This window comes from Eudoraea chungangensis (assembly GCF_029360665.1).
In the GTDB taxonomy this organism is placed as follows: Bacteria; Bacteroidota; Bacteroidia; order Flavobacteriales; family Flavobacteriaceae; genus Eudoraea; species Eudoraea chungangensis.
In genome coordinates this window covers 158,243-183,811 of the sequence record NZ_JARDUB010000004.1, presented here as the reverse complement: position 1 = coordinate 183,811, position 25,569 = coordinate 158,243, and the positions used below count along the sequence as shown (strand labels likewise).

At 37.5% G+C, this 25,569-nt stretch carries 22 protein-coding genes; 8 read left to right on the top strand and 14 right to left on the bottom strand.

Annotated elements, in window-relative coordinates:
• Positions 1-9 precede the first annotated feature (9 nt).
• The 3 genes from PXG98_RS10815 to PXG98_RS10805 all read right to left on the bottom strand — a co-directional run bounded on the left by PXG98_RS10815 (position 10) and on the right by PXG98_RS10805 (position 3,536).
• On the bottom strand, positions 10-402 hold the full coding sequence (locus PXG98_RS10815; protein WP_276391018.1) for a DUF4345 domain-containing protein: 393 nt from the start codon (positions 400-402) through the stop codon (positions 10-12).
• Positions 399-1,526: an adenylate/guanylate cyclase domain-containing protein gene (locus tag PXG98_RS10810; protein ID WP_276391016.1), complete on the bottom strand. Its 1,128-nt coding sequence runs from the start codon at positions 1,524-1,526 to the stop codon at positions 399-401. The genes PXG98_RS10815 and PXG98_RS10810 overlap by 4 nt, the downstream gene beginning before the upstream one ends.
• 129 nt (positions 1,527-1,655) lie before the next feature.
• Positions 1,656-3,536, bottom strand: coding sequence for a tetratricopeptide repeat protein (locus PXG98_RS10805; protein WP_276391014.1), 1,881 nt, complete (start codon positions 3,534-3,536; stop codon positions 1,656-1,658).
• Positions 3,537-3,846: 310 nt separating this feature from the next.
• On the opposite strand from PXG98_RS10805, the gene PXG98_RS10800 reads away from it, so the two are divergent.
• Entirely contained in the window at positions 3,847-5,916 is a 2,070-nt protein-coding gene (locus PXG98_RS10800) for a thiol-activated cytolysin family protein (RefSeq protein ID WP_276391013.1), read from the top strand.
• A gap of 92 nt (positions 5,917-6,008) precedes the next feature.
• Here the strand turns inward: PXG98_RS10800 and PXG98_RS10795 are convergent, their stop codons facing one another.
• Positions 6,009-6,989 carry a hypothetical protein gene (locus tag PXG98_RS10795; RefSeq protein WP_276391011.1) on the bottom strand — a complete coding sequence of 327 codons (981 nt, stop codon included), beginning with the start codon at positions 6,987-6,989 and terminating at the stop codon, positions 6,009-6,011.
• Between the two features lie 472 nt (positions 6,990-7,461).
• Here PXG98_RS10795 and PXG98_RS10790 point away from each other — a divergent pair, with 472 nt between their 5' ends.
• Complete coding sequence (locus PXG98_RS10790; protein ID WP_276391010.1) at positions 7,462-9,801, top strand: ABC transporter permease; 2,340 nt, start codon at positions 7,462-7,464, stop codon at positions 9,799-9,801.
• 177 nt (positions 9,802-9,978) lie between these two features.
• On the opposite strand, the gene PXG98_RS10785 is transcribed toward PXG98_RS10790, so the two are convergent.
• Together PXG98_RS10785 and PXG98_RS10780 are read right to left on the bottom strand one after the other, a co-directional pair.
• Complete coding sequence (locus PXG98_RS10785) at positions 9,979-12,213, bottom strand: hypothetical protein (RefSeq protein ID WP_276391007.1); 2,235 nt, start codon at positions 12,211-12,213, stop codon at positions 9,979-9,981.
• A 232-nt stretch (positions 12,214-12,445) separates the two neighbouring features.
• Positions 12,446-14,311, bottom strand: coding sequence for a tetratricopeptide repeat protein (locus PXG98_RS10780; protein ID WP_276391006.1), 1,866 nt, complete (start codon positions 14,309-14,311; stop codon positions 12,446-12,448).
• 225 nt (positions 14,312-14,536) lie between these two features.
• On the opposite strand from PXG98_RS10780, the gene PXG98_RS10775 reads away from it, so the two are divergent.
• From PXG98_RS10775 to PXG98_RS10760, 4 genes are all read left to right on the top strand, one after another.
• Entirely contained in the window at positions 14,537-15,439 is a 903-nt protein-coding gene (locus PXG98_RS10775) for a LamG-like jellyroll fold domain-containing protein (protein ID WP_276391004.1), read from the top strand.
• A gap of 79 nt (positions 15,440-15,518) precedes the next feature.
• Positions 15,519-16,289 carry a LytTR family DNA-binding domain-containing protein gene (locus PXG98_RS16480; protein ID WP_276391003.1) on the top strand — a complete coding sequence of 257 codons (771 nt, stop codon included), beginning with the start codon at positions 15,519-15,521 and terminating at the stop codon, positions 16,287-16,289.
• Between the two features lie 120 nt (positions 16,290-16,409).
• Positions 16,410-16,874 (top strand): (2Fe-2S)-binding protein, encoded by a 465-nt coding sequence (locus tag PXG98_RS10765; RefSeq protein ID WP_276391002.1) that lies wholly within the window; start codon positions 16,410-16,412, stop codon positions 16,872-16,874.
• 66 nt (positions 16,875-16,940) lie between these two features.
• Positions 16,941-19,136 (top strand): xanthine dehydrogenase family protein molybdopterin-binding subunit, encoded by a 2,196-nt coding sequence (locus PXG98_RS10760; RefSeq protein ID WP_276391001.1) that lies wholly within the window; start codon positions 16,941-16,943, stop codon positions 19,134-19,136.
• A gap of 26 nt (positions 19,137-19,162) precedes the next feature.
• On the opposite strand, the gene msrA is transcribed toward PXG98_RS10760, so the two are convergent.
• From msrA to PXG98_RS10730, 6 genes are all read right to left on the bottom strand, one after another.
• Positions 19,163-19,675 (bottom strand): peptide-methionine (S)-S-oxide reductase MsrA, encoded by a 513-nt coding sequence (gene msrA / locus PXG98_RS10755; RefSeq protein WP_276390999.1) that lies wholly within the window; start codon positions 19,673-19,675, stop codon positions 19,163-19,165.
• A gap of 84 nt (positions 19,676-19,759) precedes the next feature.
• A complete protein-coding gene (locus tag PXG98_RS10750) occupies positions 19,760-20,059 on the bottom strand; it encodes a peptide methionine sulfoxide reductase (RefSeq protein ID WP_276390998.1) in 300 nt (99 codons plus the stop codon).
• Between the two features lie 21 nt (positions 20,060-20,080).
• The gene (locus tag PXG98_RS10745) at positions 20,081-20,764 is read right to left on the bottom strand and encodes an SCO family protein (protein ID WP_276390996.1); all 684 of its coding nucleotides are present in this window, start codon (positions 20,762-20,764) and stop codon (positions 20,081-20,083) included.
• A complete protein-coding gene (locus PXG98_RS10740) occupies positions 20,751-21,374 on the bottom strand; it encodes a toxin-antitoxin system YwqK family antitoxin (protein ID WP_276390995.1) in 624 nt (207 codons plus the stop codon). The genes PXG98_RS10745 and PXG98_RS10740 overlap by 14 nt, the downstream gene beginning before the upstream one ends.
• Positions 21,375-21,382: 8 nt before the next feature.
• Complete coding sequence (locus PXG98_RS10735) at positions 21,383-22,138, bottom strand: YHYH protein (RefSeq protein ID WP_276390993.1); 756 nt, start codon at positions 22,136-22,138, stop codon at positions 21,383-21,385.
• Between the two features lie 31 nt (positions 22,139-22,169).
• The gene (locus PXG98_RS10730) at positions 22,170-22,469 is read right to left on the bottom strand and encodes an EF-hand domain-containing protein (RefSeq protein WP_276390991.1); all 300 of its coding nucleotides are present in this window, start codon (positions 22,467-22,469) and stop codon (positions 22,170-22,172) included.
• 190 nt (positions 22,470-22,659) lie between these two features.
• On the opposite strand from PXG98_RS10730, the gene PXG98_RS10725 reads away from it, so the two are divergent.
• On the top strand, positions 22,660-23,697 hold the full coding sequence (locus tag PXG98_RS10725) for a sensor histidine kinase (protein ID WP_276390990.1): 1,038 nt from the start codon (positions 22,660-22,662) through the stop codon (positions 23,695-23,697).
• Positions 23,684-24,361, top strand: coding sequence for a LytR/AlgR family response regulator transcription factor (locus PXG98_RS10720; RefSeq protein ID WP_276390988.1), 678 nt, complete (start codon positions 23,684-23,686; stop codon positions 24,359-24,361). The genes PXG98_RS10725 and PXG98_RS10720 overlap by 14 nt, the downstream gene beginning before the upstream one ends.
• A gap of 62 nt (positions 24,362-24,423) precedes the next feature.
• Here PXG98_RS10720 and PXG98_RS10715 read toward each other — a convergent pair whose 3' ends face one another.
• Both PXG98_RS10715 and PXG98_RS10710 read right to left on the bottom strand, forming a co-directional pair.
• The gene (locus PXG98_RS10715; RefSeq protein ID WP_276390987.1) at positions 24,424-25,071 is read right to left on the bottom strand and encodes a cysteine hydrolase family protein; all 648 of its coding nucleotides are present in this window, start codon (positions 25,069-25,071) and stop codon (positions 24,424-24,426) included.
• Between the two features lie 130 nt (positions 25,072-25,201).
• Positions 25,202-25,549: a tRNA-binding protein gene (locus PXG98_RS10710; RefSeq protein ID WP_276390986.1), complete on the bottom strand. Its 348-nt coding sequence runs from the start codon at positions 25,547-25,549 to the stop codon at positions 25,202-25,204.
• Positions 25,550-25,569 lie beyond the last annotated feature (20 nt).

The window sequence follows — 25,569 nt, the reverse complement described above, 5'->3', positions numbered from 1 at the left end:
GAGTGTTCCTTATTCAGAGTATCTTCTCCATTGGTAATAGGCAAAAAAAGACAAGCCTAGTTCTCCAACTATACCCAAGGAAAAGACCGGTGAGGGTATCCCGTCTATAAACACTCCCAATAGTCGTCCTAACCCTATTCCTCCCATAAAGACGATATTGCAAAGGGTGGCTAAATCCCAATACTTACTTTTAAAGACTCCTAAAAGCCAGATCAAAGTTATTCCTATATAAAGCCCCATAATAGCTCTAAAAATACTTTTAAGATCTACAGATTCTACTTCAAAGTCTAAGAAATATGGAATGCTAATTGATGGGAAAAGACCATAAATAAGAGCAGCCGGAAGAACTATTACCAAAGAAATTAGCAAATGAAGATTTTTTCTTTTAAAAACCTGTTTCATAATTTATCTGACGTTCTTTGGATGGTAAAAAGGGCGATTGCTTCTTTTTTACCTTCTACAAAATCAGATCCTAGTGATATTAGTTCATAAGAAGGATCCGGTTCTAATTTTTCTTGCAGCGTCTTTGAAATTAATAGATCCACTGCATATGAATTACAGAGACCTTGAATACGGGCAGTAGTATTTAACACGTCTCCAGTAAATATAATTTGTTTCTTAAGAGCCCCAATTTCTCCTGTTGTAACCCTGCCAGCATGAATTCCAGCTTTAAAGGTGGGAATAACTTCGAAATTTGAAAGGTAATAATCTGCCTTTTTCTCCAAGTCATTTTTCATTTGATAGAAACACTTAATACAATTGTTATTATTAATACCTTCTTTATATTTCCATGATATTACTACTTCATCCCCAACATATTGATAAACTTCCCCGGAATATTCAATTATGGCTTCTGAAAAGTCTTCGTAATATGCCTTTAATAGTTTAAAGTACTGGATATGACCCAAACTCTCGGCAATGGTTGTAGAGGCTTTCATATCTAAAAACATAAATATTCTTTGCTCCTCCTTAGGGGTATGATATTTGCCAGTGAAAAAATTCATTAAAATCCCATGCCCCAGATTTTCACTTATTTCAAAGTAAAATAGAGACATAAAAAGGTTGAATGCAACGGAGACTAGTGTGGAAGCCAGTTCTATACTGCTGAGAAAGTTTACAAACTTTTCCCATACCTTTTTATCGAAAATAGAAACATCTAACTCCAAACTAGCGGCTAATGGGTATAGAATAAGAATGGTAAGGGTTAGAAAAAAACTATAAAAACCTGTCTTGTATAGTATTTTTTGCGAGAAAGATTTTTTATCAAACAGATTACCCAGCCAAAGCACTTCTATAGTGCCAACTAAAAGGCCTACCAGAGTAATCGTAATACTTGCAAAAACAAATACCTCAAGGGTTACGGTGATAGAGGCTGAAGGATTAAGATTTTGATTTTGTGTGGCGGCTTCTTGGATAAATAGCTGAAGCCAACCCCCTAAAAGCCAGATAATGCCAAAAGGGATAATTCTGCCTATATTTCGTTGAGCTTTACGAGAGAGTGCCAAGGAATTATTTCGTTTTGGCATAAAAGTATTATTTCTTTAGAGCTTTCTTTATTAAAAACGCCAATAAAACGTTTATGCCAATGCTGTTTTTAAAGGATTACTGCTTACATCCTTTAAAGAAACATAGTTTTTGAAGGATCCTTTTAATAATTATATGCTATTTAAAAAACCACTTAAATCCTGTTCTTTACGGAGACCTAGTTTCTTTTTAAGCCGGTATTTTGACTTGAGGACGCTGTCTGGCATTACATTTAGGGTAACGGCAATTTCTTTGGTGGTTAAATTCATTCTTAAAAACGCTGCTAATCGGATTTCTTTTTCTGAAATACCTGGATAAAAGGTTCTGAGTTTTTGGTCAAAATCGTTATGAACATCGGCAAAATAAGTCTTAAAAACTTCCCAATCTTTATCGGAAGCGTTCTCCTTTTTGAGTAACATAACCATTCGCCTGAATTCCGTTTTAAAGGTGTCAGGAGAATTTTTAATATTGTCTAAATTCTCCATTAATTCTTGTATAAAAGTGTTTTTTTGGACAAGGTGCAAAGTCTGACTGGTTAATTCTTTCTTTTTGTGTTCAATTTCCTGTCGGTATATTTCTTCTTGTTTCTCCCGCTCTATTTTATTTTTCTTGATTCGTTGCTGAAAACCAAATACTAAGAGTCCAGATAGGGCAATCGCAGAGGCCATTCCCCCTGCATATAGACCCTTGGTAAGTTTGTTGACTTTGGCTTTTTCATTTAGCGTTTTTATTTCTTCTTCTTGTAAGGCTATTTCTGCCTCTTTTCTTTCCGTTTGATACTGAATCTCTAATTCATTTATTTTATTTGTCTTATCTACACTATATAAACTGTCGTTTGTTTGCTTATATTTTTCAAGATATTTCAGGGCGTTTTTGGTATCGTTTTTTTCTTTATATATGTTATAAAGATTTTCATATGCTTGATTAATACCGACGTCGATCTTTAATTCTTGACATAAATTGAGGGCTTCCATGGAATTTGCTAAAGCAAGATCATAATTGTCTAAGGCAAGGTGAACTTCACTTAGATCTAATAAAATAATTTGTTTGCTAAAGCCAGAATCCATCTTATTTGCTATAATTAAACTTTCTAGGTAGGTTTCTTTAGCCGACTCATACTCTTTAAGGACGAATTTTAATCTGCCATATTCGTTAAGCGAGGTAGAAATTAGTACTGAATCCCCCATTTTATGACTCAATTCTAAGGCTTTTGACAAGTTGACCTCTGCGCTATCCTTTTGCACTGGGTCTCTGGTATAAAGGATGCCAAGTCCTTGATGGGCCAAAACCAAAGTGTATAGAATATTATTTTTTTCGAATACCGGAATAGATTGGTAGTAGTACTGAAGAGCTTCTGTTTTATTACCTAAAGACTCGTGAACACAGGCAATATTATAACAGGTTTTTGCATAACCAATTTCATCTTTTTGATTTTTAAAAATTTTAGCAGCCCTTAAGCCGTATTTCAAGGAAAGTTCAAAATAACCCTGTTCTAAATAAATTGCATTTTTTAGTATAAAAACGGATCCAAGTTGCAATGAATCCTTCGGCTTTGTTAAGACATTTTCTGCCAAATCACAGTATTCAATAGCGCGCTCGTATTTAGATTGATAAAAATAGTCGTTGGCCATTCTTATTACAGTCCTTACCTCTTGTTCTGGAAGTTTATGTTTCCTAAAAATATCTAAGGCTTTTTGAAATTCTAATTCTGCTTCTTTAAAGTTGCTGATTTGCGAGTTGGTTAGGCCAAGATTGGTATGCCCAATTCCCATCCCTTTTGGATACTCTAGTTCTTGAGAGAGAATAACCATCTCATTGGCATACTCTTTGGCTAAGTCAATATTATTATTTAAGGAATACATCCATAATTGATCGAGTATTTTTATGCTATTCGTATCTTTTTTAGTGGTATTGTAAACGTTTAAGAGACTATCGATTCTCTCAATTTCTTGGGAATATATAAACTGCGTAAAACTTGTTAAAACTAGAAAATAACAGATTAGTGGTTTCATACCTTTACTTTTTAATACCTACAAGATACCTTAAAAATCTGTTTGATATGGAATTTGGATTTCTGAAGAAACGTCAAGAGCTCTTTACTTTGTCCAGTATTACTGAAATTTTATAGAATAACAAAATATCTTTTATGTACTGATTTTATTGGCTTTTTTACGCAATTATAGTCTCATAGAATTACTTCTTGTCCATACTTCGGTACACCATCCTTTTTGACTGCTGTCCATAGTTTGTCCATGGACAAAATTAGGTAGAAGCTTGATTTGCAGATAGTTTTATACCGTTGAATCTTTAAAGCAAGAAATTATGAAAACAAGACTTTCTATTCTAAAAATGTTTACAAACCTTAGTTTAATATTACTACTAGTTTATTCCTGCAGTAGTGATTCGGATGAATTGGTACCTCCAGTTGATGATCCGGTTACGCAAGACGATCCTGTAGCGACAGACTTTAATGCTGTGGTTGCAAAGGGAGGAGAATTTGAAGAAGTACCCGAGTCTAGATCTGACGTGACTCTGGCAGAGGGCGAAGATTATCCGGATGACTATACATCTGGAACTGGTTCAGAGGCAGAGACGCTTCGCTTTATTTGTAAATCCCGAACGGTCAGCGTTACGGACGGCACAGGGGATTTTCAAACCCTGGGTGGGGTAGCCAGTGAAATATTCCCCGGTGCTCTTTTACAAGGCAAAACTATAAATAATGTAAAACCCCAAGGGATCCCTTTAAAAAGGGCCGGAGGCAGTATATCTTATAATCTGAATGACGGGAACCCCGAAGCCTCTCAGGATCTTACCGAAATGAGCGAGTCTCAGGTTAGACAGGCCATGAATGATATTATTGCAGGTAGTACCGGGGTAGTGCCGGCTAATTTTGATCTGGATTATGAAAATGTGTTTTCAGAAAAGCAGGTGGCATTACAAATGGGGCTTTCCTTCGAAGGTTACGGTGTAAAGGCAGAAGGAAAACTCTCCTTTAGTCAGGATCAAACGTATAATAGGGTATTAATAAAGCTATACCAGTCTTATTACGATGTAAGTTATGATTTTCCGACTAGCTATGAGGATGTTTTTGATCCTAGCGTAGCACCAAGTGATTTGGATAGATTTATACAAGCAGACAACCCCGCTACTTACATTAAAAAAGTAACCTATGGAAGAATTTTCTATATGCTCGTAGAGTCTACCTCTTCCTTGGAAGTAATGAACACCCAGATTGATGCTTCTTACAAGAGTTTCGATAAAGAAATATCGGGTAACTTAGAGACCGATAGCATGGAGAAGATGGAAAACCTTAAAATCAAGGTAATCGCATATGGAGGAGACTCCAAAAATACCTTTTCAGGACTAGGCGAAACTAGTATTAGTGCCTTAGCCGACATGCTGGCCGCCAGTACGGATATAAGAACGGGATTACCCCTCTCTTATGAAATTTATTCTTTGGAAGATCCTTCAAAACAGGTTGGGACGAATATTTCCACGGAAATGGAGGTTGTGGAATGCAGTTTAAAAGGGGTTTTGCCACCCATCTTGTATTCCAACCTTGTAGACCTTTTTGAAGATGGGATAGGAGCAGCTACACAATTAAATAATGAATATACAGCCATTTTTAATGGGGCTGGCACAGAATATGCCATATTTAATGCCTCAACAGGGGATGTTTCAGACCCGTACAGTATTACTGACCCTAGTGGGCCTTTGGGTGCTACAACTTTTAGTAGTGTTGGAGCAGCTTTACGGAACTTTCTGGATGAAATCTATATCTTCAATGAAGATGGTACCCAATATGAGCTAATAGACTACCAACCGGATAACATCCGAAGTACCCCTAGTAACCCTATTGGTGAATACAGACAATTCAATGGTTCCAATAGAAGGTGGGTGGTTAACGAAGAATTTTCAGAAAATAATGGCGTAAATGACTCTTTTGCAGATGGTTCCTTCATTGGACCTGAAGGTCGTGATGTAAGTTGTCAATCCTTCCCATTATTTGGTAAAGGAATCAAGGCGGCGGTTCGAAGAGATCGATATTTGCAGCAAGTAGGTATTTATGTTGAGGCCCCCTATGTTAGGGTAATCAATGGTGAAGTAACCTCTTCCTATTATTACTCTAATGATACCAACGGCAGTACGTATAGCAGACGTAATTATTACAATCCCTATTTTATTAGTTTGCCAAGTGGAAATCAAGGTTTTGCAGATTTTAATTGTTGGGAAACAGAACAGGACACCGAGGTAGCCAGTGAGGGAATCGAGGCAGCTTGTAAAATCAACATTAACGGAGCTACTATTCAGCGAATCCTATATTTTACCACAGAAGGACTATTGGTAATACGTGAATTAAATGGAGATCAAGAAGGGCCATACGCATTGTAAAAAGAAATAATACAGTCGGTGTCTAAGAGTTGCAGGTTCAACAACTTGATGCCGGCTGTTATTTTTTAAAAAAGAGCGTAAGAATTTTTAAGCTATTCTTCCGAATCCTTAATTGCAACTGCGGTAATATTTTCTAATAAAAAGACATAATCCTGATAATCCCCATTGCTCGCTTCTTCAAAGCAAACGAGGTACTGCCCGCTAATAATGGAACCCTCAGCGTTCTTAACCTCATATATTCTAGCCGCGTGGGCCACATTTTCTTTGAACCATATTGCATTCCATTTGTCCTCCGAATAGGCGTCATGGCTAGGGCTAGTAGTGTAAAAACCAAATAATTTATCTTTGGGATCAAAACTGTTTTTTCCTTGTGCCAATGCAGGATACAGGGTCTGGTGTTCAGGGTAGATCTCGGAACCTTCCAAAACACCTACCTGATGTTTTACAATAGTATCTTTAAGGCTGGTGTAATATCCAAAAGGCAAACTAAAGGGAGGGCTATATCTGGCTACTGGAGTCATATAAACTTTCCCAGGCCCAATCTTCTGAAATAGAGAAGGAGGCAATTCATCGCCCTGCAAATCGGGTAGAACATGATTTGCAAGATCTGTCCAGCCTAAATTTATGGCATATCCTAAAGTTGTCACTACATCTGCCAGCGGGGGTTCGTTATTCCCTTCCAGAGCTTTGGTACTAAGGCCCTTTAAGGAATAGACAATCTCCATATGTTCCATAGTCAGTATTAGTGTATCCTGAGCAATACCAATAAAATTAGCTATTGGTTCAAAAAAAACAAAGAACGCTACACTGTCCTTATTCTTTACTTCGTTCTGCGAAGTATACTCAACTCGCCATGAATTTGCATTCTTACCTTTAAGGGAAAAGCTAGCATTTATTATTTTTTCAGGACTATTTGAATAGACTATTTTTTGGCCCTTACTTTTCTCACCCTGGATGGCACTTTGTATGATTCTTTGCTCCGAAAATAGCTTCTCTGTCTGTTTATTCTGTTGGCATCCCATTAGGAGGAATAGACTTAAAAGCATAGATATTTTTATATGGAAATATTTCATACTAAACGTAAAATTGATTTTTAATAGTGATTTCAAATTCTCGTGTAAAGATAGGTAAGCCCTAAAACACGGAGGCTATTTATTAGTTACAAGGTGGAATAAGTCGGTTATGTAGAGACCATATATATTTTAAAATATTAATTCTTTTGGATAAATTATTTGTGCATAAGCTATTTTCATTCCTGGGTATATTTATATTCAGCATAGATTTTTAATAGTACCAAGGTTTAGTCTACAAAATTCGTTTGTTCTTTATAAAGTTGTAAAATTATTAGACATATGTTGTAAATAAATTTTACACTCTGTCAACTATTTAATAAAATTATTTTCATAAAACATTGTTTATAAGTGTTTTATAAATTTGGCATAATTCAGGAATAGTCTAATAGTGACGTACGGAACCTTGATCATTAAAGCGATGTAACTCTTTATCTTAAACTATATAGACAACATGCTGCTCTACCACCTTAAAATGGCATTCAGAAGCCTTCAAAAACGAAAAGGATTTACCTTGATTAATGTCCTGGGTCTTTCTTTAGGGATATGGTGTACCTTGCTTATTTCCTTATGGATATTGGATGAATATGACAAGGATAACTTTCATGACAAAGGAGATCGAATTAGTCAGGTTTTAACCCGAGTAAGTTCGCCGGGGGATTCGGACAATATCTGGGATGGCACGGGTTACCCTGTGGCGGAGGCTTTATCTACTGAAATACCGGAAATTGAAAGTGTTGTGAGAATAACGGCCAATAGGGAGGCTAATTTAAAATTGGGGGATAAGATATTTAAACTTAAGGTTCGAGGGGCGGACAAAGGTTTTTTTAATATTTTTTCCTTTCCTTTAAAAGAAGGTAACAAGGACTTTTGTTTGGATAATTTAAAAAGTATTGTTCTTTCGGAAAAATTGGCCACTAGGTATTTTCCTCAAGGTAATGCCTTGGGAAAGGTAGTTAGCCTAAATCTAAATCGGCATGCCGAGGCATACCGTGTTTCGGGAATATTCAATGAAATACCTGAACAGTCTACTGTACAATTCGACGCAGTAATTCCCTTAGATAATTTTCTTCCAATGAACAACAAAAGTTGGGGTAATACATGGGTAAAGACATTTATACTTCAGAAAGAGAATACCGAAACTATACTTTTAAATCAGAAGATAAGAGATATCCCTCAAAGAATCGGTGACGACCAATGGAGAACTTTAGTTTTACAGCCTTTTAAGGACCGCTATTTGTATTCTAAATTTGAGAATGGAAAGGTTGTAGGCGGTAGAATCGATTATGTTATATTATTTGGAATTATTGCGGTTTTTACGTTACTAATTGCCTGTTTTAATTTTATTAATCTAACCACGGCCGCTGCCATTAAACGATCCAAAGAAGTAGGCATAAAAAAGGTGATTGGAGCAGGGAAAAGACCATTATTAGGTCAGTTTTTTGTAGAATCAACAATGCTGGTATGCATATCTGTAATACTTGCAATGGCCCTAACCATAAATTCGATTCCCTTTTTTAACGCGCTAACCGAAAAGACACTTACTCTAAATTTTTCGAACCTTAATCTTTACCTTGTCTTTGGAGCCATAACCATAGGAACTATTTTATGTTCTGGAATCTATCCTGCATTGTCATTGGCTTCATTTAAGAGTACCGAAGCCTTAATGCAAAAATTGCAAGTGAATACCAACGAGCTCAGATTGCGGAAGGGTTTAGTAGTCTTACAGTTTTTTCTTTGTATGGTAATGATTACGGCTACTATGGTAGTATACTTGCAATTAGAATACATTCAAGACAAAAATCTAGGGATAGCTAAGGAAAATATTTTTTATATGGAAATGGATTTGGAAAGCTACGCTCATTCCCAGAGTATAAAAAACGAACTGCTAAGTTTCTCTGGAATAAAGGAGGTTAGTACCGCAGGAGGTAATTTTATTGAGATGAATGGAACCACCTCGGACCCCGTTTGGGAAGGAATGACTCCCGATACTGGTCAAAAATGGTTTTCTATTCTCGACGTAGATTTTGGGCTTTTGGAGATGTTAAATATTAGCATTAAAGAGGGAAGGAATTTTTCCGAGGATTATTCAAGAGATACGCTGAACTTCATTATCAATGAGGAGGCCGTAAGAGTTATGAAAATTAAGGATCCCTTAGGCAAATCTCTAAGTTTCTGGGGAGAAGAAGGAGGTAGAATTATAGGTGTGGTTAAGGATTTTCATTTTACTTCTCTGCATAATCCAATTACGCCTTTGATTATTAGATGCAGACCAAAAGAGACCTATTTGTTTTATTTAAAATCTACCGCGGGGAAGACTAAAGAAGCTATTGCACATATGGGAAAAGTACATAGGCAGTTTAGTAGTCTCCCTATGAACTATCATTTCTTGGATAGTGTAATTGAAATGGCCTATAAAGATGAAGAGAAGGTGCAAAGTCTGGCAATTTTTTTTGCAGTACTTACCATTGTAATTTCTTGCTTGGGCCTATTTGGTCTTGCTATGTTTTCCACGCAACAGCGAATAAAGGAAATTGCCGTACGAAAGGTTTTGGGTGCAAATATTATTGGTTTGTTTGAAATGTTGTCCAAAGACTTCATTAAGCTAGTATTTATAGCTCTATGTTTAGCCATACCCTTATCTTGGTATTTTTTAAATAACTGGATTCAAAGTTTTGCGTTTCATATTCACATGCAGTGGTGGATATTCGTGTTAGCTGGAATTATTTTAATAGGAATTTCTTTGATAACGGTAAGTTATCAAACCTTAAAAGTGGCGCATACGAATCCGGTAAAGAGTTTACGAAAAGAATAGACTAGGGTACCTGTCGAACAGAGTTAGAGCAGCTATATTTATACTCTTTCAGTTAAACGAACCAAGTATTACTATTGTTCTATCTTTTTTCCAGAGTACTTACTGTAAACGGAAATACAAAAGAAGCTCTTGAAGAATATTCAAGAGCTTCTTTTAGGCATATTTTATACTACTACCTTATAATTCTGGCACCAGAATTTTAATTATGGCGTTCGGGTCAAAGGGATTAAAACTCGCTACATTTCTCCTGTTATCTCCTTCCTCAACAAAGAAACTAAATTCGTTGGTATTGTGGTTTTTAACAAAGCCAACTCCTGAAAAATTAGAATAGGTTCTAACCTGTGTACCTATGTCTTGCTTTATTTGATCTAAGCGATCGCGAATTTCTTCCGTGGGAACCGCATCAAAAATGGCCTGGGCACTAACTAAAATATCACTCGTCTCGGCAATAAATTTTACATTATCCGCAGCTGTATTCAGTTGATTTACCTGGGTATTGGTTAATACCTCGAAATTTAAAGAAACATCTCTATTTGTTGCCAAAGGGATTACACAGCCTGTAAACTTCCAGTCACTTCTTATCTCAGCAGTGACGGTTTCATTTACGCGATTCAAATTTGCTAGCTGCCGTAAAGAAGCCTCCAGTTCTGTTCTGGTCTGTTCGGTATCGTTTTCATTGTTTACTGCATTTCGCATACGTACCAAAGCATTCCTATACCGGTCTACTATCCCATTAACAATGCTTGGTATATTATCACTACAAAGAACTCTGCCGCGATCATCAAGTTCTGCTCGTGCTCTTCTTCGACCTTCGGCAATGCCTTCATCTACCTGTTCATCTATGGTTTGTAAGGCGTTGGAAATGATGGTTGGTAAAACCTGGCGTAATCCTCGAAGGCTAAGTTCAAATTCATAATCGGAAGTAGCCTGCTCTAAATTAGAAAGGGCGTCTTCGGCAACCGCTAAAGTAGAATCAATTCTTTGAGAAATCTCCACATCGAGGCCAGTTACAAAGTTATTTGGTGCTTTCACCAGAACTTCGCTCTCGTCTTTTTTTATTGCAGCATTTACGGACCATTCCTGGTCGTTCTTAGTATATTTTCCGCCAATTTCAAATGCCGGATTGGAAAGGCGAATAGAGCCCTCAATTTCCTGAGTGTTATTAGGGGTTTCAATGCTAAAGCTTCCGGCTGCCGCAATATCAAATTCTCCATTTTGATTTACATAACCTTCTGCATTTAAGCTTCCGTCGGGTTTTATAGGAATGAAATTTGGATACCACGATAAATCGGGATCTACAATTCCATTTATAAATGCTCTGGCCTGCACTCCACTAGCGGTGGAAGCTTCTGCAACCACTGCAGCACTCCCTTCGGCTATAGGAAAACCAAAAGAGATAAAGGAATTAATTTCAAGGGCCAGGTCCAAAGAACCATTAAAACCAGATCGATAGCCTACTCCAAACTCGGAGGCTAAGGGATCCCGTAGATCTGCATCCACGCTAAAACCTTTATTTTCATACAAAAGGCCACTCATCTCAATTATCTTAAAAAAGGAAGCAGACCCTCCCACAACGGTTTTGGCGCCAAAACTGACTACGTCATCTACGGGATTGGTTGGGACATATACAATATTGCCTCCAAAAGATCCGCCAAAGCTAACTCCCAATAATCGGCCATCATTGCTATTATTATTATTGTTATTCCCGTTGTTATTGTCCCCATTTTGGTTGTTATCTTCTCCGTCTCCACCGGCAACGCCCCCACCAAGAGAGAAGAAAAACATAGGATCTGTATAATCTGTGATCAAGACAATTCCAGCACTTCCCGGACTTATGGAAAGAGGTTTGGTAGCATTTGGGTCGTCATTGACTCCAATTTTGAGTTCTATATTGGCCTGTATATTAAAGACAAAATAGAATCTTTCGTCTTTTAAAACAATTTCGTAGTTACGATTATCATTTAAAAACTTACCTGAAAAAAAGCCAATCTCTGCTTGTAGAGGTTCAGCAAATTCAAAAAAGTTTTCTAAAGGAGGAACTTCAACATTTCCAACCAGACTTTGTAAGCTGCCATCATCGTTAAAGGAAACATCAATGTCGGCATTATCGAAGATTACTTCTCCTATAGAGTCCAAAGGGATAGTAAGTTTGCCATCTACCTGGTAACCATCTGTTGTTTCGGTAACTGTGCCCTCTGGGATAAAAGAATCTCGATTTAATCCTGTGGCTGTGTTTTCACATTGGTCTGGACATTCATTAGGGTTGGCACAAGGATCATCACATGGGTTTGTGGCTATAGGACCTGCGGGGGGTTCGATAACTGTTTCCAAATCATCTTTGCCACAGGATATGGCAATTGCCAATAAAAAAAATAGGGCTAGTTTCTTGAAAGGAACATTTTCCGTTTTCATAATCTTTTGTTTTGTGGTTTAACAATTTTGTTTTGTGCGTTCCTGTTCGGATTTGGTCTGCAGCCCTAGACCGAACAAGACACCACAAAACGGTTTATCAACTTAATGATGACACAAACCTAGCTTGTGAAAATTGGGAATAAAAAAAAACAGGGGTGACAAAGGGGGGACACTCTTGAAGCACCTTATTTTATTACTGATTCAAGACTTTAGCTGAGAATATGATAAACCTTTAAATCGTTATAATCAGGCCTTCCAAGGATTCATTAGGGGTAATTCCGAGCTTTTTTCTCAGTCTGTTTCGGGCCTTTTTTACCCCTGAGATAGAGATATTTAGAATATTTGCAATTTCTTTCGATGACATGTTCATCTTCATCAAGGCCATAAACCTGAGTTCGTTTTTGGTAACTTGGGGATATTTTTTCTTCACATCCGCGGCAAAATCTTTATGAACCTGTTCAAAGTATTGGGTAAAACTTTCCCAGTTTTTATCATCCTGCTGATCAAATTTGATAGTTTTAATGAGTTCTTGATAACCAGGTGCTCCTTCTTTTTCTTTTAAGGTTTTTGCTTTTGCCTTTATATTCTCAAGTACTTCATTCTTTTTAGCCAGATGAAGGGCGTGGGTAGTGAGTTCCTTCTTTTTAAACGCCAGCTCGGCATCTATCCTTTGCTTTTCTACCAGGTTCCGTTTTATTTTTTGTCGGAAACCATAAAAACCGAAACCTATGGTTAAGAGAGAGAGCCCCAAGCCCCCACCTAATAGTATTTTTTGCTGATAATTAATCTGCACCTCTTTTTCTAATACCATTATGTCCTTTTCTTGCAATAATATTTGTTGTTCTTTTTTCTCGGTTTCGTAAATCGTATTTAGTTCTTCTATTTGCTGTGACTTGGTGCTATTATAAATGCTGTCCGTTAAGCTTTTATAAGTCTTAAAGTCCTTTAGGGCCATGGAATAATTATTGGATTTTTCATAGGCCGTAGATCTGCCTAAGTAGGCAAAAGACAGGGTAGTTTTAGAATCTGTACTGTCTATGCTACTAATGACCTGATCGTAATAGAATTTAGCCTTTACATAGTCTTCTTTTTTGTTAAAGGTGTAGCCAAGGGCATTGTAGCCCGCCATTAATTTGTTTTCATTACCAATAATTTTTGCTAATTCAACGCCCTCTTGAAGAAGCCTTATACCATCGTCTAGTTTATTTAAATAAACATAACTACTTCCTAAATCATGTAGAATGCCCTGCTTAAAAAAGATGTCTTTCAGTGTTTCTGCCTTCGGCAGGCATTCCTCGAAGTACTCCACAGCCTTTGCATAATTTCCAAGACTATTATAATTAATGCCAACATCCATTAAACATTGTAATTCAAATGCCAAGTCGTCATTCTTTTTATAAATTTCTGCTGCTTCAAGGTTGTAGGAAATAGCCTGTTGGTAATCCCCTCTACTGGTTGCTAAGGCTGCTAATTGGTATAGCGCTTCGGCTTTTTTGCTACCGTTATTATCTTCTAGGTATTCCAATTGTTTTAATGCGTCAATTGTCGCTATTTTATAATTACCCTTCATATAATTAATCCAGGCTTTTATGTTGTAAAAAGAGCTTAATTCTGCCGGATCACTATTACTCTTCTCAAACGTTACAAAGGCACTGTCTAAGAGAACAAGAGCCTCATTATAGTTGCCTTTATCGTACTGGCTGGCGGCCAGATTTTTTATGGTCCATGCTTCTAAACGGTAGTGTTTTATCTTCCTGAAGATATCTCGGGCAATTTTATATTCCGCGATTCCTGAATCTGTTTTACTTGAGTAATTATACAAAACGCCAGCGTTCATATGAGCCAAACCCAAGCCTTTTTTAAAACCGACCTCCTTTGCAAGTTTTAACTGCTCGGTATTGTACTGCATGGCTAAATTCCAATCCCTATCAATATACCAGTTAAAAAGCTCTTGCAGCGTTTTAACCTTGGTAGAATCGTTGGGGAGTCTTCCATATTCGATTAAGAGACTGTCGGGCGCAGTAGTATTTTGTCCCCAAAGGTTAGGATGTATATTTATCAAAAGGACTAGAGCAACTAGATATATACAGGTCTTCATAACGAGTTGTTTTTCTTAAAAGTAAAGAATAATCTCTGAAACTGGATTTTTTGGAATAACCTAAAAGGACTATCTATGAAAAAGAACAGCAAGCTTTCTTTGATACATCAATCTATTGGTGTGGATTATCCCGTTTCTTAAGTTATAAGTCAGAATGTTTTTAAATACTTTAAACCTACTTATTAATTATGTATTTTAGATTTTAATCCATCAAATAGTATAATTATGCATAAAGAATTCCTCCTAAAGCACCTGGTTCCACTCGTCCTATTCTGTTTTGTAGGATTGTCTTCCTGTAAGGAGAAAACGGCTCAAAAAGAAGAGGCTAAAAAAGATCCTGTGGTAGAAAGTATAAAGGAGGCCCTTACCTTCTATGCTTCTTTTGACTCTGGAGTGAATGCCGATTTTGCCTTGGGAGACTCACTTATATATACCGTAACTAATCGAAAATTCCTGGATTCTTCCAAAGTAGGTTTGCACAAGCCGGATATTACCAGACAAGCTGGGCAAGGAAAATACGGTGCTGGCCTACAATTTACCGAACGCAGTAAAGGATATATCTATTACCCCAGTGCCGGGAACATTGCCTACAATGGGGAAAACTGGAATGGGGCCATTTCTTTTTGGTTAAGCCTGGACCCTGCCACCGACCTGGAACCGGGTTTCTGTGATCCTATTCAGATTACAGATGTGAGTTATAATGATGCGGCCATATGGGTAGATTTTACAGAGAATAACCCTCGCGATTTTAGATTGGGAGTCATAGGTGATAGAAATATTTGGAATCCAGAAAATTTGGAAGACGAAAATGCCCTTTTTCTACCCCAACTTGCGCCTGTGAGCAATCCGCCTTTTGCCAAAGGGAAATGGACGCATATACTAATAAACTTTTCCGGATTAAACACCACTAACGGGAAGGCAGGCCTATATATTAACGGAGAACTAAAAGGCCTAAGAGAAGGTATTACAGATCCTTTTTCATGGGATCTGGATAGGTCTAACATCTTTCTGGGACTTAGCTATATTGGATATATGGACGATTTGTCTATTTTTAATAAAGAGTTGACAGAAAGCGAAATAAAGACGTTGTACACTTTAGAAAATGGCGTGCAATCTATCTTAGAATAAAATATTCCTTGGTTTAACATAGTGTTATGTTCCAGAGAAACTACATTTCATTACTTTAGAAATATCTCAAAAATGTTTTGTGATTTCATTCGTAAAGAGAAATAGAAAGCTCAGTTTTTTACCCTTGGTTATTGCTGTGGTCATGGCAAGTCTTATTTTCTGGAGAGAATTTGAGCTCCGAGACCAGATTGGTTTCCACAAAGTAATCTTATGGCAGTTAGTCGTCTGGACTCCGTGGGTCTTTGGCTTTTTTGTCTTGGACTTCTTTCAACAAAAAACCAAGGGATTACGTCACCGCGATCTGGCATTACTAGGATTGAGTGCAATAACCGTCGCATTACATTTTGGCTGGTTTTTTGTGATAAGCGCTTTTTTTAGCCCCTATCTGGGACAGGATGGATGCAGATTTGGTGTATTTCGTTATTTTTTTGTTTTCTGGACCTTTATTGATATCGTTTTGGTATGGTTTGTCACCGACAAGTTTATGAACACTCCCATGCCGGACAAAAAACTACCCCTGCGGATTAAACTTGCCCGCGGAAATACAACTGTGTTTTGTGAAACGCATCAGATTTACTATTTGGTTTCTGAGAATTATTATACCAAGTTATTTACTTCTGAAGGTATTTTTGTAATGCGGAAACCGCTTAAATATTTTGAAAATGTTCTTCCTCTTGATGTTTTTAAAAAGATTCACCGATCTACCATAATAAATCTAAACTATGTATTGGAACTAAAAAAAGGTTCTGGTTATACGCTTGATGTTGTTCTAAAAGATGGGAGTAGCCGAAGGGTAAGCAGAAAATTAATAAAAGAAGTTACCCATTTAATTAAGACCAGAAGTTTTTAATACCATTCACTACCTTTTTACCGACATTTCACTGCATACCGCGTATTCTGATACTCGGAATGCCTAGTTTTATTCCGAAAACGGAGACATATAACTCCAGAAATTTATAAAGAGAAGCAAATGCCATCTTATAAGCTCACGATTAATTCAGAAAGTATTTCTGTGGAAGCTAGTCCGGATATTCCATTACTTTGGGTAATACGAGATATGTTAGGCCTTACCGGGACCAAATATGGTTGTGGGAAAGGAGTCTGCGGAGCATGTACAGTACATTTCAATGGAAGTCCCATAAAATCTTGCACAATGGCTATAGAAAATGCCGATGGAGGCGCGATTACAACCATTGAAGGCCTAGTGAAAGAGAAAGAAATAATGATTAAAGAGGCATGGATACAACTAGATGTACCTCAATGTGGTTATTGCCAAGCAGGCCAAATAATGAATGCTGCTGCGCTGCTTGTCAACAATCCTAATCCGTCTAATGTTGAAATAGATAATACTATGTCTTCAAATCTTTGTCGTTGTGGCACCTATTCCAGAATTAAGCAAGCCATAAGCTTGGCAGCAAAAAATATAAAACAATGATACCTGACGAGATAAGTTTGCGTCTTTGGGAAATTTCTAAGTCTAAAGGCAATACATAGAAGAAATATGAAAAATAACCTGGACAGAAGAACTTTTTTAAAATTAAGCAGTTCGGCTACTGGAGCTCTAATAGTAGGTCTACAATTACAGTCTTGTTACCGGAAAGAAGAGGCCGCTACCCAATATGCATTTTCACCCCTTATAAGAATTGATACGGATGGCTGGGTTACCTTAACAGCCAAAAATCCGGAAATTGGACAGGGAATTAAAACTGCCCTACCAATGATTTTAGCGGAAGAAATGGGAGCCGATTGGGACAAGGTTAAAATTGAACAGGCAGACTTTGATGTTAAATATGAGGAGCAGTGGGCGGGAGGTAGTTATGCCATTATTCTCAATTGGGATTTAATGCGTAAGGCTGGGGCCCAGGTCCGATATGCCTTAATAGAGGCGGCATCTATACATATGAAACTGCCAACAAATGAGCTTATCTCCAATAATAATCGTGTTTTTCATAAAATATCTGGAAAGTCGATGCCTTTTGAGGCCTTGCTCGAAAAAGCCGCCTTGGTAGATTTGCCTGAAGAAGTGGCATTTAAGCCTGTGGAAGACTATAAGATAATTGGTAAACCAACTCCTCAAACTGACGTAAAGGATATTGTAAATGGTACAACGAGCTTTGGGATAGATATAAGTCTACCCGAAATGTTATACGCAACCGTCCGAAAGAACCCGGTATTTCAGGGAAAGATTAAAAGCTATAATGAGGCGTCGGCAAAGTCCGTTTTTGGCGTCCTGGAAGTCATAGAACTCAACAATGAGGACTATGGAGGCCGACTCTTAGAAGCGAACAGCCCCAATTTCGTTAATGGAGTTGCTATTGTGGCCGATACAACATGGGCGGCTTTTAAAGGGGCCGAAAAACTGGAGGTAGAGTGGGATAATACTGGTTTACGGAAGGAAAATTCAGAAGAACTTTTTCAGCGTTTTTATAAGCAATTAAGCGAAACCAAAATAGAAAGGAAAGATGGAGATATCCATAAGGCAAGAAGAAAAGCTGCAAAAAATCATGAAGCCATCTATGAAGTTCCGTTTCTGGCCCATGTTCCTATGGAACCTATGAATTGTACCGTACACTTCAGGGATAATTTTTGTGAAGTCTGGGTGCCTACACAAAATCCTCAAGCCATAGAAAACGGATTGATGAAATTGTTCCAATTAAAACCAGAGCAAATAAAGATACACCTGCCCAGAATAGGTGGGGGTTTTGGTAGAAGATATTATGGAGATTATGCCATGGATGCTGCTGTATTGTCTAAAAAATTTGGCAAACCTGTAAAGCTTACATGGAGCCGAGAAGACGATATTCAACACGATTGGTATCGCCCGGGAAGTGTTCATAAAATGTCCGTGTCCTTAGATTCTCAGGGAAAGGTGATAGGCTGGCAACATATTTTAGCGAATGCGTCACGGAAAACGAGTTTGGGTAGAGATGGCCGCCCGGCGGGTACTGAAATTGATGCATATGACTTTCCTGCCGGATTTGTACCGAATCTTCAATTGGAATATGGTCATGTTCTAAGTGATGTGCCTTTGGGCCAATGGCGTGCGGTGGCAGCTTCCGCAAATGCCTTCCCAGTTCACTGCTTCTTGGATGAGCTTGCTCATATGCAACAAATAGATCCAATAGACTATTTTATTGCCTTTTTAGGGCCCGCACGAATGGTTCCTGTATTGGGAGATTATGAATTTGATAACAATCGATTTCTCCATGTTATTGAAAAGGTAAAGCAAATTAGTAATTGGGAAACACCGTTGCCCAAGGGTCAGGGTAGGGGGTTTGCTGCCCGTAAAGGCGCGGGGTCTTTTATAGCCGAAGTGGTTACGGTAGAGGTAGAGGCAAATGGAAACCTAAATATTTTAAGGGTAGACGCTGTGGTAGACTGCGGAATTATAGTAAATCCATCCGGGGCCCAGGCCCAGGTAGTTGGGGGAATATTGGAAGGACTCTGTGCCGCACTATATGGGGAGATAACTTTTAGAGATGGGGCTACCGTACAATCTAATTTTCACGACTATCCTTGGATTAGAATGAAAGATGTACCTGATGTTCGCGTAGATTTTATTAAGAACAACTTGCCACCCAGAGGTTTAGGGGAACCCCCATTGCCGCCAGCCATTCCGGCCCTGGCCAATGCTATTTTTGCAGCCTGTGGAAAGCGTATTAGAAAGTTGCCAATTGCGGGGCAGTTACTAAATTAATTTTTAGATTAATTTCTGCTGCCTCGCTATTTGAGTACACTATCTTCTATAAAACTTCCGAAGTCTCTTTCAAAATGACAAGTGTATCCGTTAGGTATTCTAACTAAATAGTCTTGGTGTTCAGGCTCGGCGGGCCAAAAAGGGCTAAATGATTCTAAGGTTGTGACCACTTGCCCGTCCCATTTTCCTGAAAGGTTTACCAGTGCAATCATGTCTTCCGCTATCTGTTTTTCTTCCTCATTTTGATAGAAAATGGCAGAGCGATAACTAGATCCAATATCATTGCCTTGCTGGTCTATGGTGGTAGGGTTATGAATTCTAAAGAAAAAGTCTAATAAATCTTTAAAGGAAGTTACCGCCGGATCATAAGTAATTTCAATCCCTTCTGCATGCCCGGGATGATTTCTATAGGTTGGATACTCATTTTGCCCTCCTTGATATCCTACTTCTGTATCTATAATTCCTCGTCTTTTTCTAAACAGATCTTCCATCCCCCAGAAACAACCTCCAGCGAGATATGCTTTTTTATAATCTTTCATGCGGTATTTTTTTTGTTAGTAAATAGAACTTTAGCTCCTCACTTTTTACATTCTACAAAATTAAGCTAAATCAAGGATTTTCTCCTATATAATTCCACTCTCGGGGCCGTAATTTTTACCTTCGGGGATTTTTTTCACTTCTCGTAAAAAGTGCATCACTTTTTGTTCCGACATTTCACAGGGTTTTAATAGCTCCTTATCTTGTGTAATGTAATAATTTAAACTAACAAAATCCTTACCTCCCAATTCTTTGGCATAAAATTTTAAAGATTTTCCATTGTTAAATGTCGATTTTGTTAGGCCGTATTTTTTATCTAAGTACACGCCTGTAGAGTAACCTAAGGGAATTTTATCTAAGAGTTTAAGGGCATTTGAGTTTCCCATGGATTATAATGTTACTAAGATCTATTTTAAATACTCCGATTTCAATGTGTTAACATCGGTGATCAATTGAGAAACAGACGCCCTATTTAATCCATTGTAGATACCTCTGATATGACTATTCCTATCAATAAGAAGGAAGTTTTCGGTATGTAGAAAGTCATTATCGTTCTTAGGAATACCCAAATCGTTTTCCACGAAATATTCATTTCTGGCTAAATTATAAATTTCTTGTCTGTCGCCCGTAACGAGGTGCCATTTGTTTGCAATAATTCCATTTTTCTCAGCATAGGTGTTTAAGACTTGGACCGAATCTATTGTTGGTGTCACCGAATGCGACAATAGCAGAATGGCATCATCTCCCTTAAACTCCTCCTGTAATAGGTTCATGTTACCAGTCATTTTCAGGCAAATGCCCGGACAAGTGGTAAAAAAGAAATTGGTAATATAAATTTTGTTTTCAAAAGTCTTTTGGCTGACTGTATCTCCTAATTGATTCACTAATTTAAAATTTGGAATTTTATGGAATGCCTGCTCTTCCTCACTATTTGGCCGTAACCAGCGTGGGGTAAAGGATTCTTCATTATAATATGGCAGGTATTCTACTCTATTCATTGCCTCCAGGGCAGCTGTTTCCTTCTTTATTTCCCTTTTACAGTTTGTAAAAAATAAAAGTAAACCAATAAATACTAGGCTATAGTTTGTCATTTCTAATTATAATTTCATCCTTTAATTGATAACACAAATTAGCTCTTTTCATGCCAAAAGTTCGTCCGTTTTTTACTTCGTAGTTGACGTATAATTTTCCATTTTTTAGCCAAGCCTTTTGCATACCCACTTCTTTACCTTCATTAAGATGACGTAGTTTAGAAAGTTGTCCGTTGGGATACCATTGCTTCTCGCTGCCTTGTTTTAAGCCATTTACATAATATGATTCTTCCGCTAGTTGACCATTTTCCCACCAAGCTTTATATGGTCCTACTATTTTATTTTGATGATAATTATACTCCACCCTAAGGACCCCGTCTAGAGACCATCTTCTTGCAATTCCTTCACGTTTTCCTTTGTAAAACCCCCATCGTTCTTCTAGATTTCCGTTGGGATGGTATTTTAAAGAATAGCCATTATAGGGCTGTCCGTTATGATACCATATGCCTTTGTTCTGATTTAAGACCAATTCCTTTTTTGGAACTTCCATAGGGGATACCACCAATACTTCCTCAGCTACCAAGGAAGTGGTTACATTATTTACCGAGCTGGCTTTTTCCTTACAATGGAGTAATGTTAAAGCGAGTAAAACAAGGCATAGTCTTTTCATAGTGTAGATTAATATCCCTGATAGGGACCTGCAAAAGCCAAATAGGAGCCGGTTGTTGAATATATTTCATTAATTATGTGGTAATGGTATTCTTCTTCACCTTCTGTGTATTGTGTTTCGGTGGTATGGCCTCCTGAAGCATCCAAATCAGTTGGGTAGGTTCCGGTTGAATTACATTTTCTTCCATAGAGAAAAACACCGTCTAGTAGAATTCCTACCAAGTTTTCATCATCATTGCTAAATGCCTTTGGTTCTAGATGATAGTGATATACGCCCGGACCTATATGAGCACCAGTCCAGTCCAGGCTTGCCGCCGCCTGATTCAATGGACCATTGCCTTCTTGATCATTGAAAATAGACGCACCGCTTACGGCGATACCGATAGTGCTTAGCTGTGTATCTACTGTATTGCCTGTAAGATTTGGTGTTGCATCTATTCGGATTGTTACAGCATTATTGTTGCTAGATATGATACTTGGAGTTCTGGCGACTTCCGGCTCCTGTAGGAAAAGCTCGTTGCCTTCCCCCCAATACACTGTTTCATGGTTGGGTAGGCCCGTAGTTTCTATTACTACCTCAGAGCCATCTATAAATACGGTTACAGCTTCAGCATTGAATGCTCCAAAAGCGTTATGTAGCTCTGTGACCAACTCTTCACTATTATCTTCATCAATCATGTCCAATACATCATTTTCATTGTCACTACTGCAGCAAATAAATACTATACTTGCTGATACCAAAAGGAAATAAATTACTTTCTTCATAGTACGGTGTTTTTGTTTTTAAATATCATTATTATCTCTGTGGTCTAGCTTGTCCTCTTTCAGGTTTGGGAGCGTCTTCTATTTCCTTTTTGGAAAGAAAACCATCTTCGTTGGTATCGATTTTGTCAAAGCCATTTTTCAAAGGACCCTTTATTTCCTCTTTGGAGAGTTTACCATCTTCATTTGTGTCCATATGCTCAAAAAGTTCTTCAATGGAAGGGCGCTCTTTTCTCTGGTGTTTGCCGTTGTCATTTTGACCGTTTAATTTACAAGATGCGCAAAGCCCAATTACTATAATTAATAATCCTAGTTTTAGTGTTTTGTTATACATGTCTTTTTATTTTTAGAATACTTATTTCATTTCAAAGATGGGCATAAGTCTAATGGTAAATGAACCAAATCAGCGAATGACCATTTGTTTTAAGTGAATACCTATACTTCTTCTGTTAAGCCTATAGTTCTGGGGGTTAGTATGATCATTTTTGGGAAATACTTCATTTTATTTTGCTTTTATTTGTGCCATGACCAGATCAAGGAGGTTTTATTTTCAGGTTTTATTATGGCTTGGTATATGGGGAGCTCTATGGCTCGTTGACGGTGCAAACACAAGGTTTGTAGCCTCCAATGGTTTGGCTTTTGTTTTTCAAACTATTTTACTGGCAGGTTTGATTTTTTACACAGCACCTGCCTTGCTTTTTAAGAAAAAGTATATCTACTTCACTTTGATTTCTATTGCTGCGATTGTTCTTTTTGCCTGGATCTCTTATCGTTATACTGTTGGTGGACCACCTCCACGGCCACTTGGTGCAGAAATTCGTGGTATGCCGCAGTTACCTCCTCCGAATAGGGCGCCTTCCAAATTTTTCATTCACAGTTTAATACTTGCACTTTCTTATATTCTTGGAACCTTTCTGGAGACCTTCTGGTTTGCGCAAAAAAAAGATAAAGAAACGGTTAAGAACAAAAACGAAGCTTTAAAGACAGAACTCAAGCTATTAAAATCACAGATAAATCCGCATTTTCTATTCAATTCCCTGAACAATATTTATGCACTTTCCGTAATCAATTCCGATAAAACACAGCAAAGTATAAGTTACTTGTCGGATATGCTGCGTTATGTACTCTATGAATGTGAACAGGAAAGGGTACCCTTATCAAAGGAAATAACCTATATAGAGAACTATATAAAACTATACGCATTAAAGAGCAGTAGACCCTTTCCAATTAGTACAGATTTTGACATTCAGGATGGCACAATTATGGTTGCACCCATGCTCTTCATACCGTTTATGGAAAACGCCCTAAAGCATAGTAATATTGAAAAAAGGCAGGGCACATTTATTAAAATAGCCATAAAGGCCACTAATGCGGAAGTACAATTAAGAATAGAAAATAGCATTCCCAAGGAAACAATCTATAAAGACAAAGTTGGCGGAATCGGACTTGAAAATGTGAAACGTCGATTGCAAATCTTATATCCGCAAAAACACACATTACATATTCACAATAATGGTACTTTTATAGTTAAACTAGTAATTAGAGTTAATGGGAAAGATTAAATGTTTGGTGGTAGATGACGAAGAACTAGCAAGGACTTTAATGGAAAGTTACATTGCAAAGCTAGATTTTTTAGAATTGGTAGGTAGTGTTGAAGGCCCAGTCGGAGCTATAAGCCTCATGCGTAAGACTTCGGTTGATTTGTTGTTTTTAGATATACAAATGCCCGAAATAAAGGGTACAGACTTCGCAAAAATGATTTCTGAAGACACCAAGATTGTTTTTACAACCGCCTATTCCGAATTCGCCCTTGAAGGGTATGAACTAAACGCCCTGGATTATTTGTTAAAACCAATCACATTTGAGCGATTTTTAAAGGCAATAAATAAGGCAAAAACCGCAGGGCAAACTAGAACTAACGAAGAAACTATTACTGTGAAATCGGGCTACAACCTACACAAATTAAAGTTTAGCGATATCAGCTATATAGTAAGTGATAGTGAATATGTCCACTACCATACAATTGATAGAAAGATTATGAGTAATCAATCCTTAAAGGCCTTGGAAAGAGTGCTTCCAAGCTCACTTTTTATCCGTGTACACCGTTCGTATATAGTAAACCGTAATTGGGTTACTGGTTTAAAAGGAAGAGATATTTTATTGGGAGATGTACAAATTCCTGTAAGTGATAGTTATTTGGAGAAGGTAAAAAAAGAGTTGTTTTGAGGGATTGAACCAGGGCTTTTCATTAGATTCACTGTTGGCGACTGACATATAAACGTGCTTTATTACCCCTCTGGTATGGTACATATCATTTTGTTAATCATTTCTTTAGTTAATAGTAAATTGACGCCAATGTTTTCCATTTCCTTTTCTCCCTTTTCATATAGGCCTGAAACGCCGTCTTTAATCAACGCGATTCTATAGTCGCGTTCACTAGCTTCATATATTGTGGTTCTTGGGCAATTAGGATAGTTACATCCGGTAAAGATTAAGGAACTTATACCTTTGTCATTTAAATATTTTTCCAATGGTGTTTTGTAAAATGCACCCCATCGAGGTTTGTAAATTACAACTTCATCGTCATTGATTTTCTGAATTTTATTGTTCATTAATAAGTCTGGGTCTAACATAACTTTTTCGTCGAATAGCTCTTTTGCAATTTGCGAACCTTTAGAATTTTTTATTAGTATTTCCTGACCCTCCTCCAAGGCTTTTTTTCTACATAGTTCAGCATTTGAACCGTCTTGCAAATAGATTCTCACAATGTGGATTATTGGTAATTTGAGATCCCTAAAGATTTTTAGAAGAGAAGCCATATTAGGCAAAACAGCAGACGTTCCAGGAATTTCCAGAGGTTGTCCTTCCAAAGTATCGGTTTGGGTATCAATAGTAATCAATGCTATATTTTTTAAATCTAAATCCGGATATTCCATATGTTTAATTTTATGAGACACAAGCGTTTGGCTGGTTTATTTTGTTGAAGGTTTTTGTATCGTCTAATTTTTTAAATGTGTCACAACGTTTTGGTTCACCAAGGGCATATTACTTTTACTGGGCACAGTTTTATCCGATTCTTGTTCCATTTGGCACTTTTCTTTCTGATTGAATAAGCGTAACTTCATTCTGCTCTCCAACAGCCCCTAAAACCAAACATTCACTCATAAGATTTGCTATTTGTTTGGGAGGGAAATTTACAACTGCAACTACCTGTTTGCCTACGATTTCTTCAGGAGTATATAGTTTGGTGATTTGCGCGGAAGTTTTCTTCATTCCAAAATCTCCGAAGTCAACCATCATTTTATAGGCAGGATTTCTAGCTTCTTCAAATTTTTCCGCTGATATGATTGTTCCAACCCTTATTTCAACTTTTAAAAAGTCGTTCCAAGTCAATTCTTCCTTTATTATCTCCATTTTTTAATTGTGTTAATCCA

What these genes read in the sequence shown, in the direction of transcription:
- PXG98_RS10750 (WP_276390998.1), bottom strand. Translation starts at nt 20,059, where the DNA reads ATGGGAAACTCAAATGCCCTTAAACTCTTAGATAAAATTCCCTTAGGT.
- PXG98_RS10725 (WP_276390990.1), top strand. Translation starts at nt 22,660, where the DNA reads ATGACCAGATCAAGGAGGTTTTATTTTCAGGTTTTATTATGGCTTGGT.
- PXG98_RS10795 (WP_276391011.1), bottom strand. Translation starts at nt 6,989, where the DNA reads ATGAAATATTTCCATATAAAAATATCTATGCTTTTAAGTCTATTCCTC.
- PXG98_RS10775 (WP_276391004.1), top strand. Translation starts at nt 14,537, where the DNA reads ATGCATAAAGAATTCCTCCTAAAGCACCTGGTTCCACTCGTCCTATTC.
- PXG98_RS10815 (WP_276391018.1), bottom strand. Translation starts at nt 402, where the DNA reads ATGAAACAGGTTTTTAAAAGAAAAAATCTTCATTTGCTAATTTCTTTG.
- PXG98_RS10715 (WP_276390987.1), bottom strand. Translation starts at nt 25,071, where the DNA reads ATGGAATATCCGGATTTAGATTTAAAAAATATAGCATTGATTACTATT.
- PXG98_RS10785 (WP_276391007.1), bottom strand. Translation starts at nt 12,213, where the DNA reads ATGAAAACGGAAAATGTTCCTTTCAAGAAACTAGCCCTATTTTTTTTA.
- PXG98_RS10780 (WP_276391006.1), bottom strand. Translation starts at nt 14,311, where the DNA reads ATGAAGACCTGTATATATCTAGTTGCTCTAGTCCTTTTGATAAATATA.
- PXG98_RS10805 (WP_276391014.1), bottom strand. Translation starts at nt 3,536, where the DNA reads ATGAAACCACTAATCTGTTATTTTCTAGTTTTAACAAGTTTTACGCAG.
- PXG98_RS10810 (WP_276391016.1), bottom strand. Translation starts at nt 1,526, where the DNA reads ATGCCAAAACGAAATAATTCCTTGGCACTCTCTCGTAAAGCTCAACGA.
- PXG98_RS10730 (WP_276390991.1), bottom strand. Translation starts at nt 22,469, where the DNA reads ATGTATAACAAAACACTAAAACTAGGATTATTAATTATAGTAATTGGG.
- PXG98_RS10720 (WP_276390988.1), top strand. Translation starts at nt 23,684, where the DNA reads ATGGGAAAGATTAAATGTTTGGTGGTAGATGACGAAGAACTAGCAAGG.
- PXG98_RS10740 (WP_276390995.1), bottom strand. Translation starts at nt 21,374, where the DNA reads ATGAAAAGACTATGCCTTGTTTTACTCGCTTTAACATTACTCCATTGT.
- msrA (WP_276390999.1), bottom strand. Translation starts at nt 19,675, where the DNA reads ATGAAAGATTATAAAAAAGCATATCTCGCTGGAGGTTGTTTCTGGGGG.
- PXG98_RS10760 (WP_276391001.1), top strand. Translation starts at nt 16,941, where the DNA reads ATGAAAAATAACCTGGACAGAAGAACTTTTTTAAAATTAAGCAGTTCG.
- PXG98_RS10790 (WP_276391010.1), top strand. Translation starts at nt 7,462, where the DNA reads ATGGCATTCAGAAGCCTTCAAAAACGAAAAGGATTTACCTTGATTAAT.
- PXG98_RS10800 (WP_276391013.1), top strand. Translation starts at nt 3,847, where the DNA reads ATGAAAACAAGACTTTCTATTCTAAAAATGTTTACAAACCTTAGTTTA.
- PXG98_RS10735 (WP_276390993.1), bottom strand. Translation starts at nt 22,138, where the DNA reads ATGAAGAAAGTAATTTATTTCCTTTTGGTATCAGCAAGTATAGTATTT.
- PXG98_RS10710 (WP_276390986.1), bottom strand. Translation starts at nt 25,549, where the DNA reads ATGGAGATAATAAAGGAAGAATTGACTTGGAACGACTTTTTAAAAGTT.
- PXG98_RS10765 (WP_276391002.1), top strand. Translation starts at nt 16,410, where the DNA reads ATGCCATCTTATAAGCTCACGATTAATTCAGAAAGTATTTCTGTGGAA.
- PXG98_RS10745 (WP_276390996.1), bottom strand. Translation starts at nt 20,764, where the DNA reads ATGACAAACTATAGCCTAGTATTTATTGGTTTACTTTTATTTTTTACA.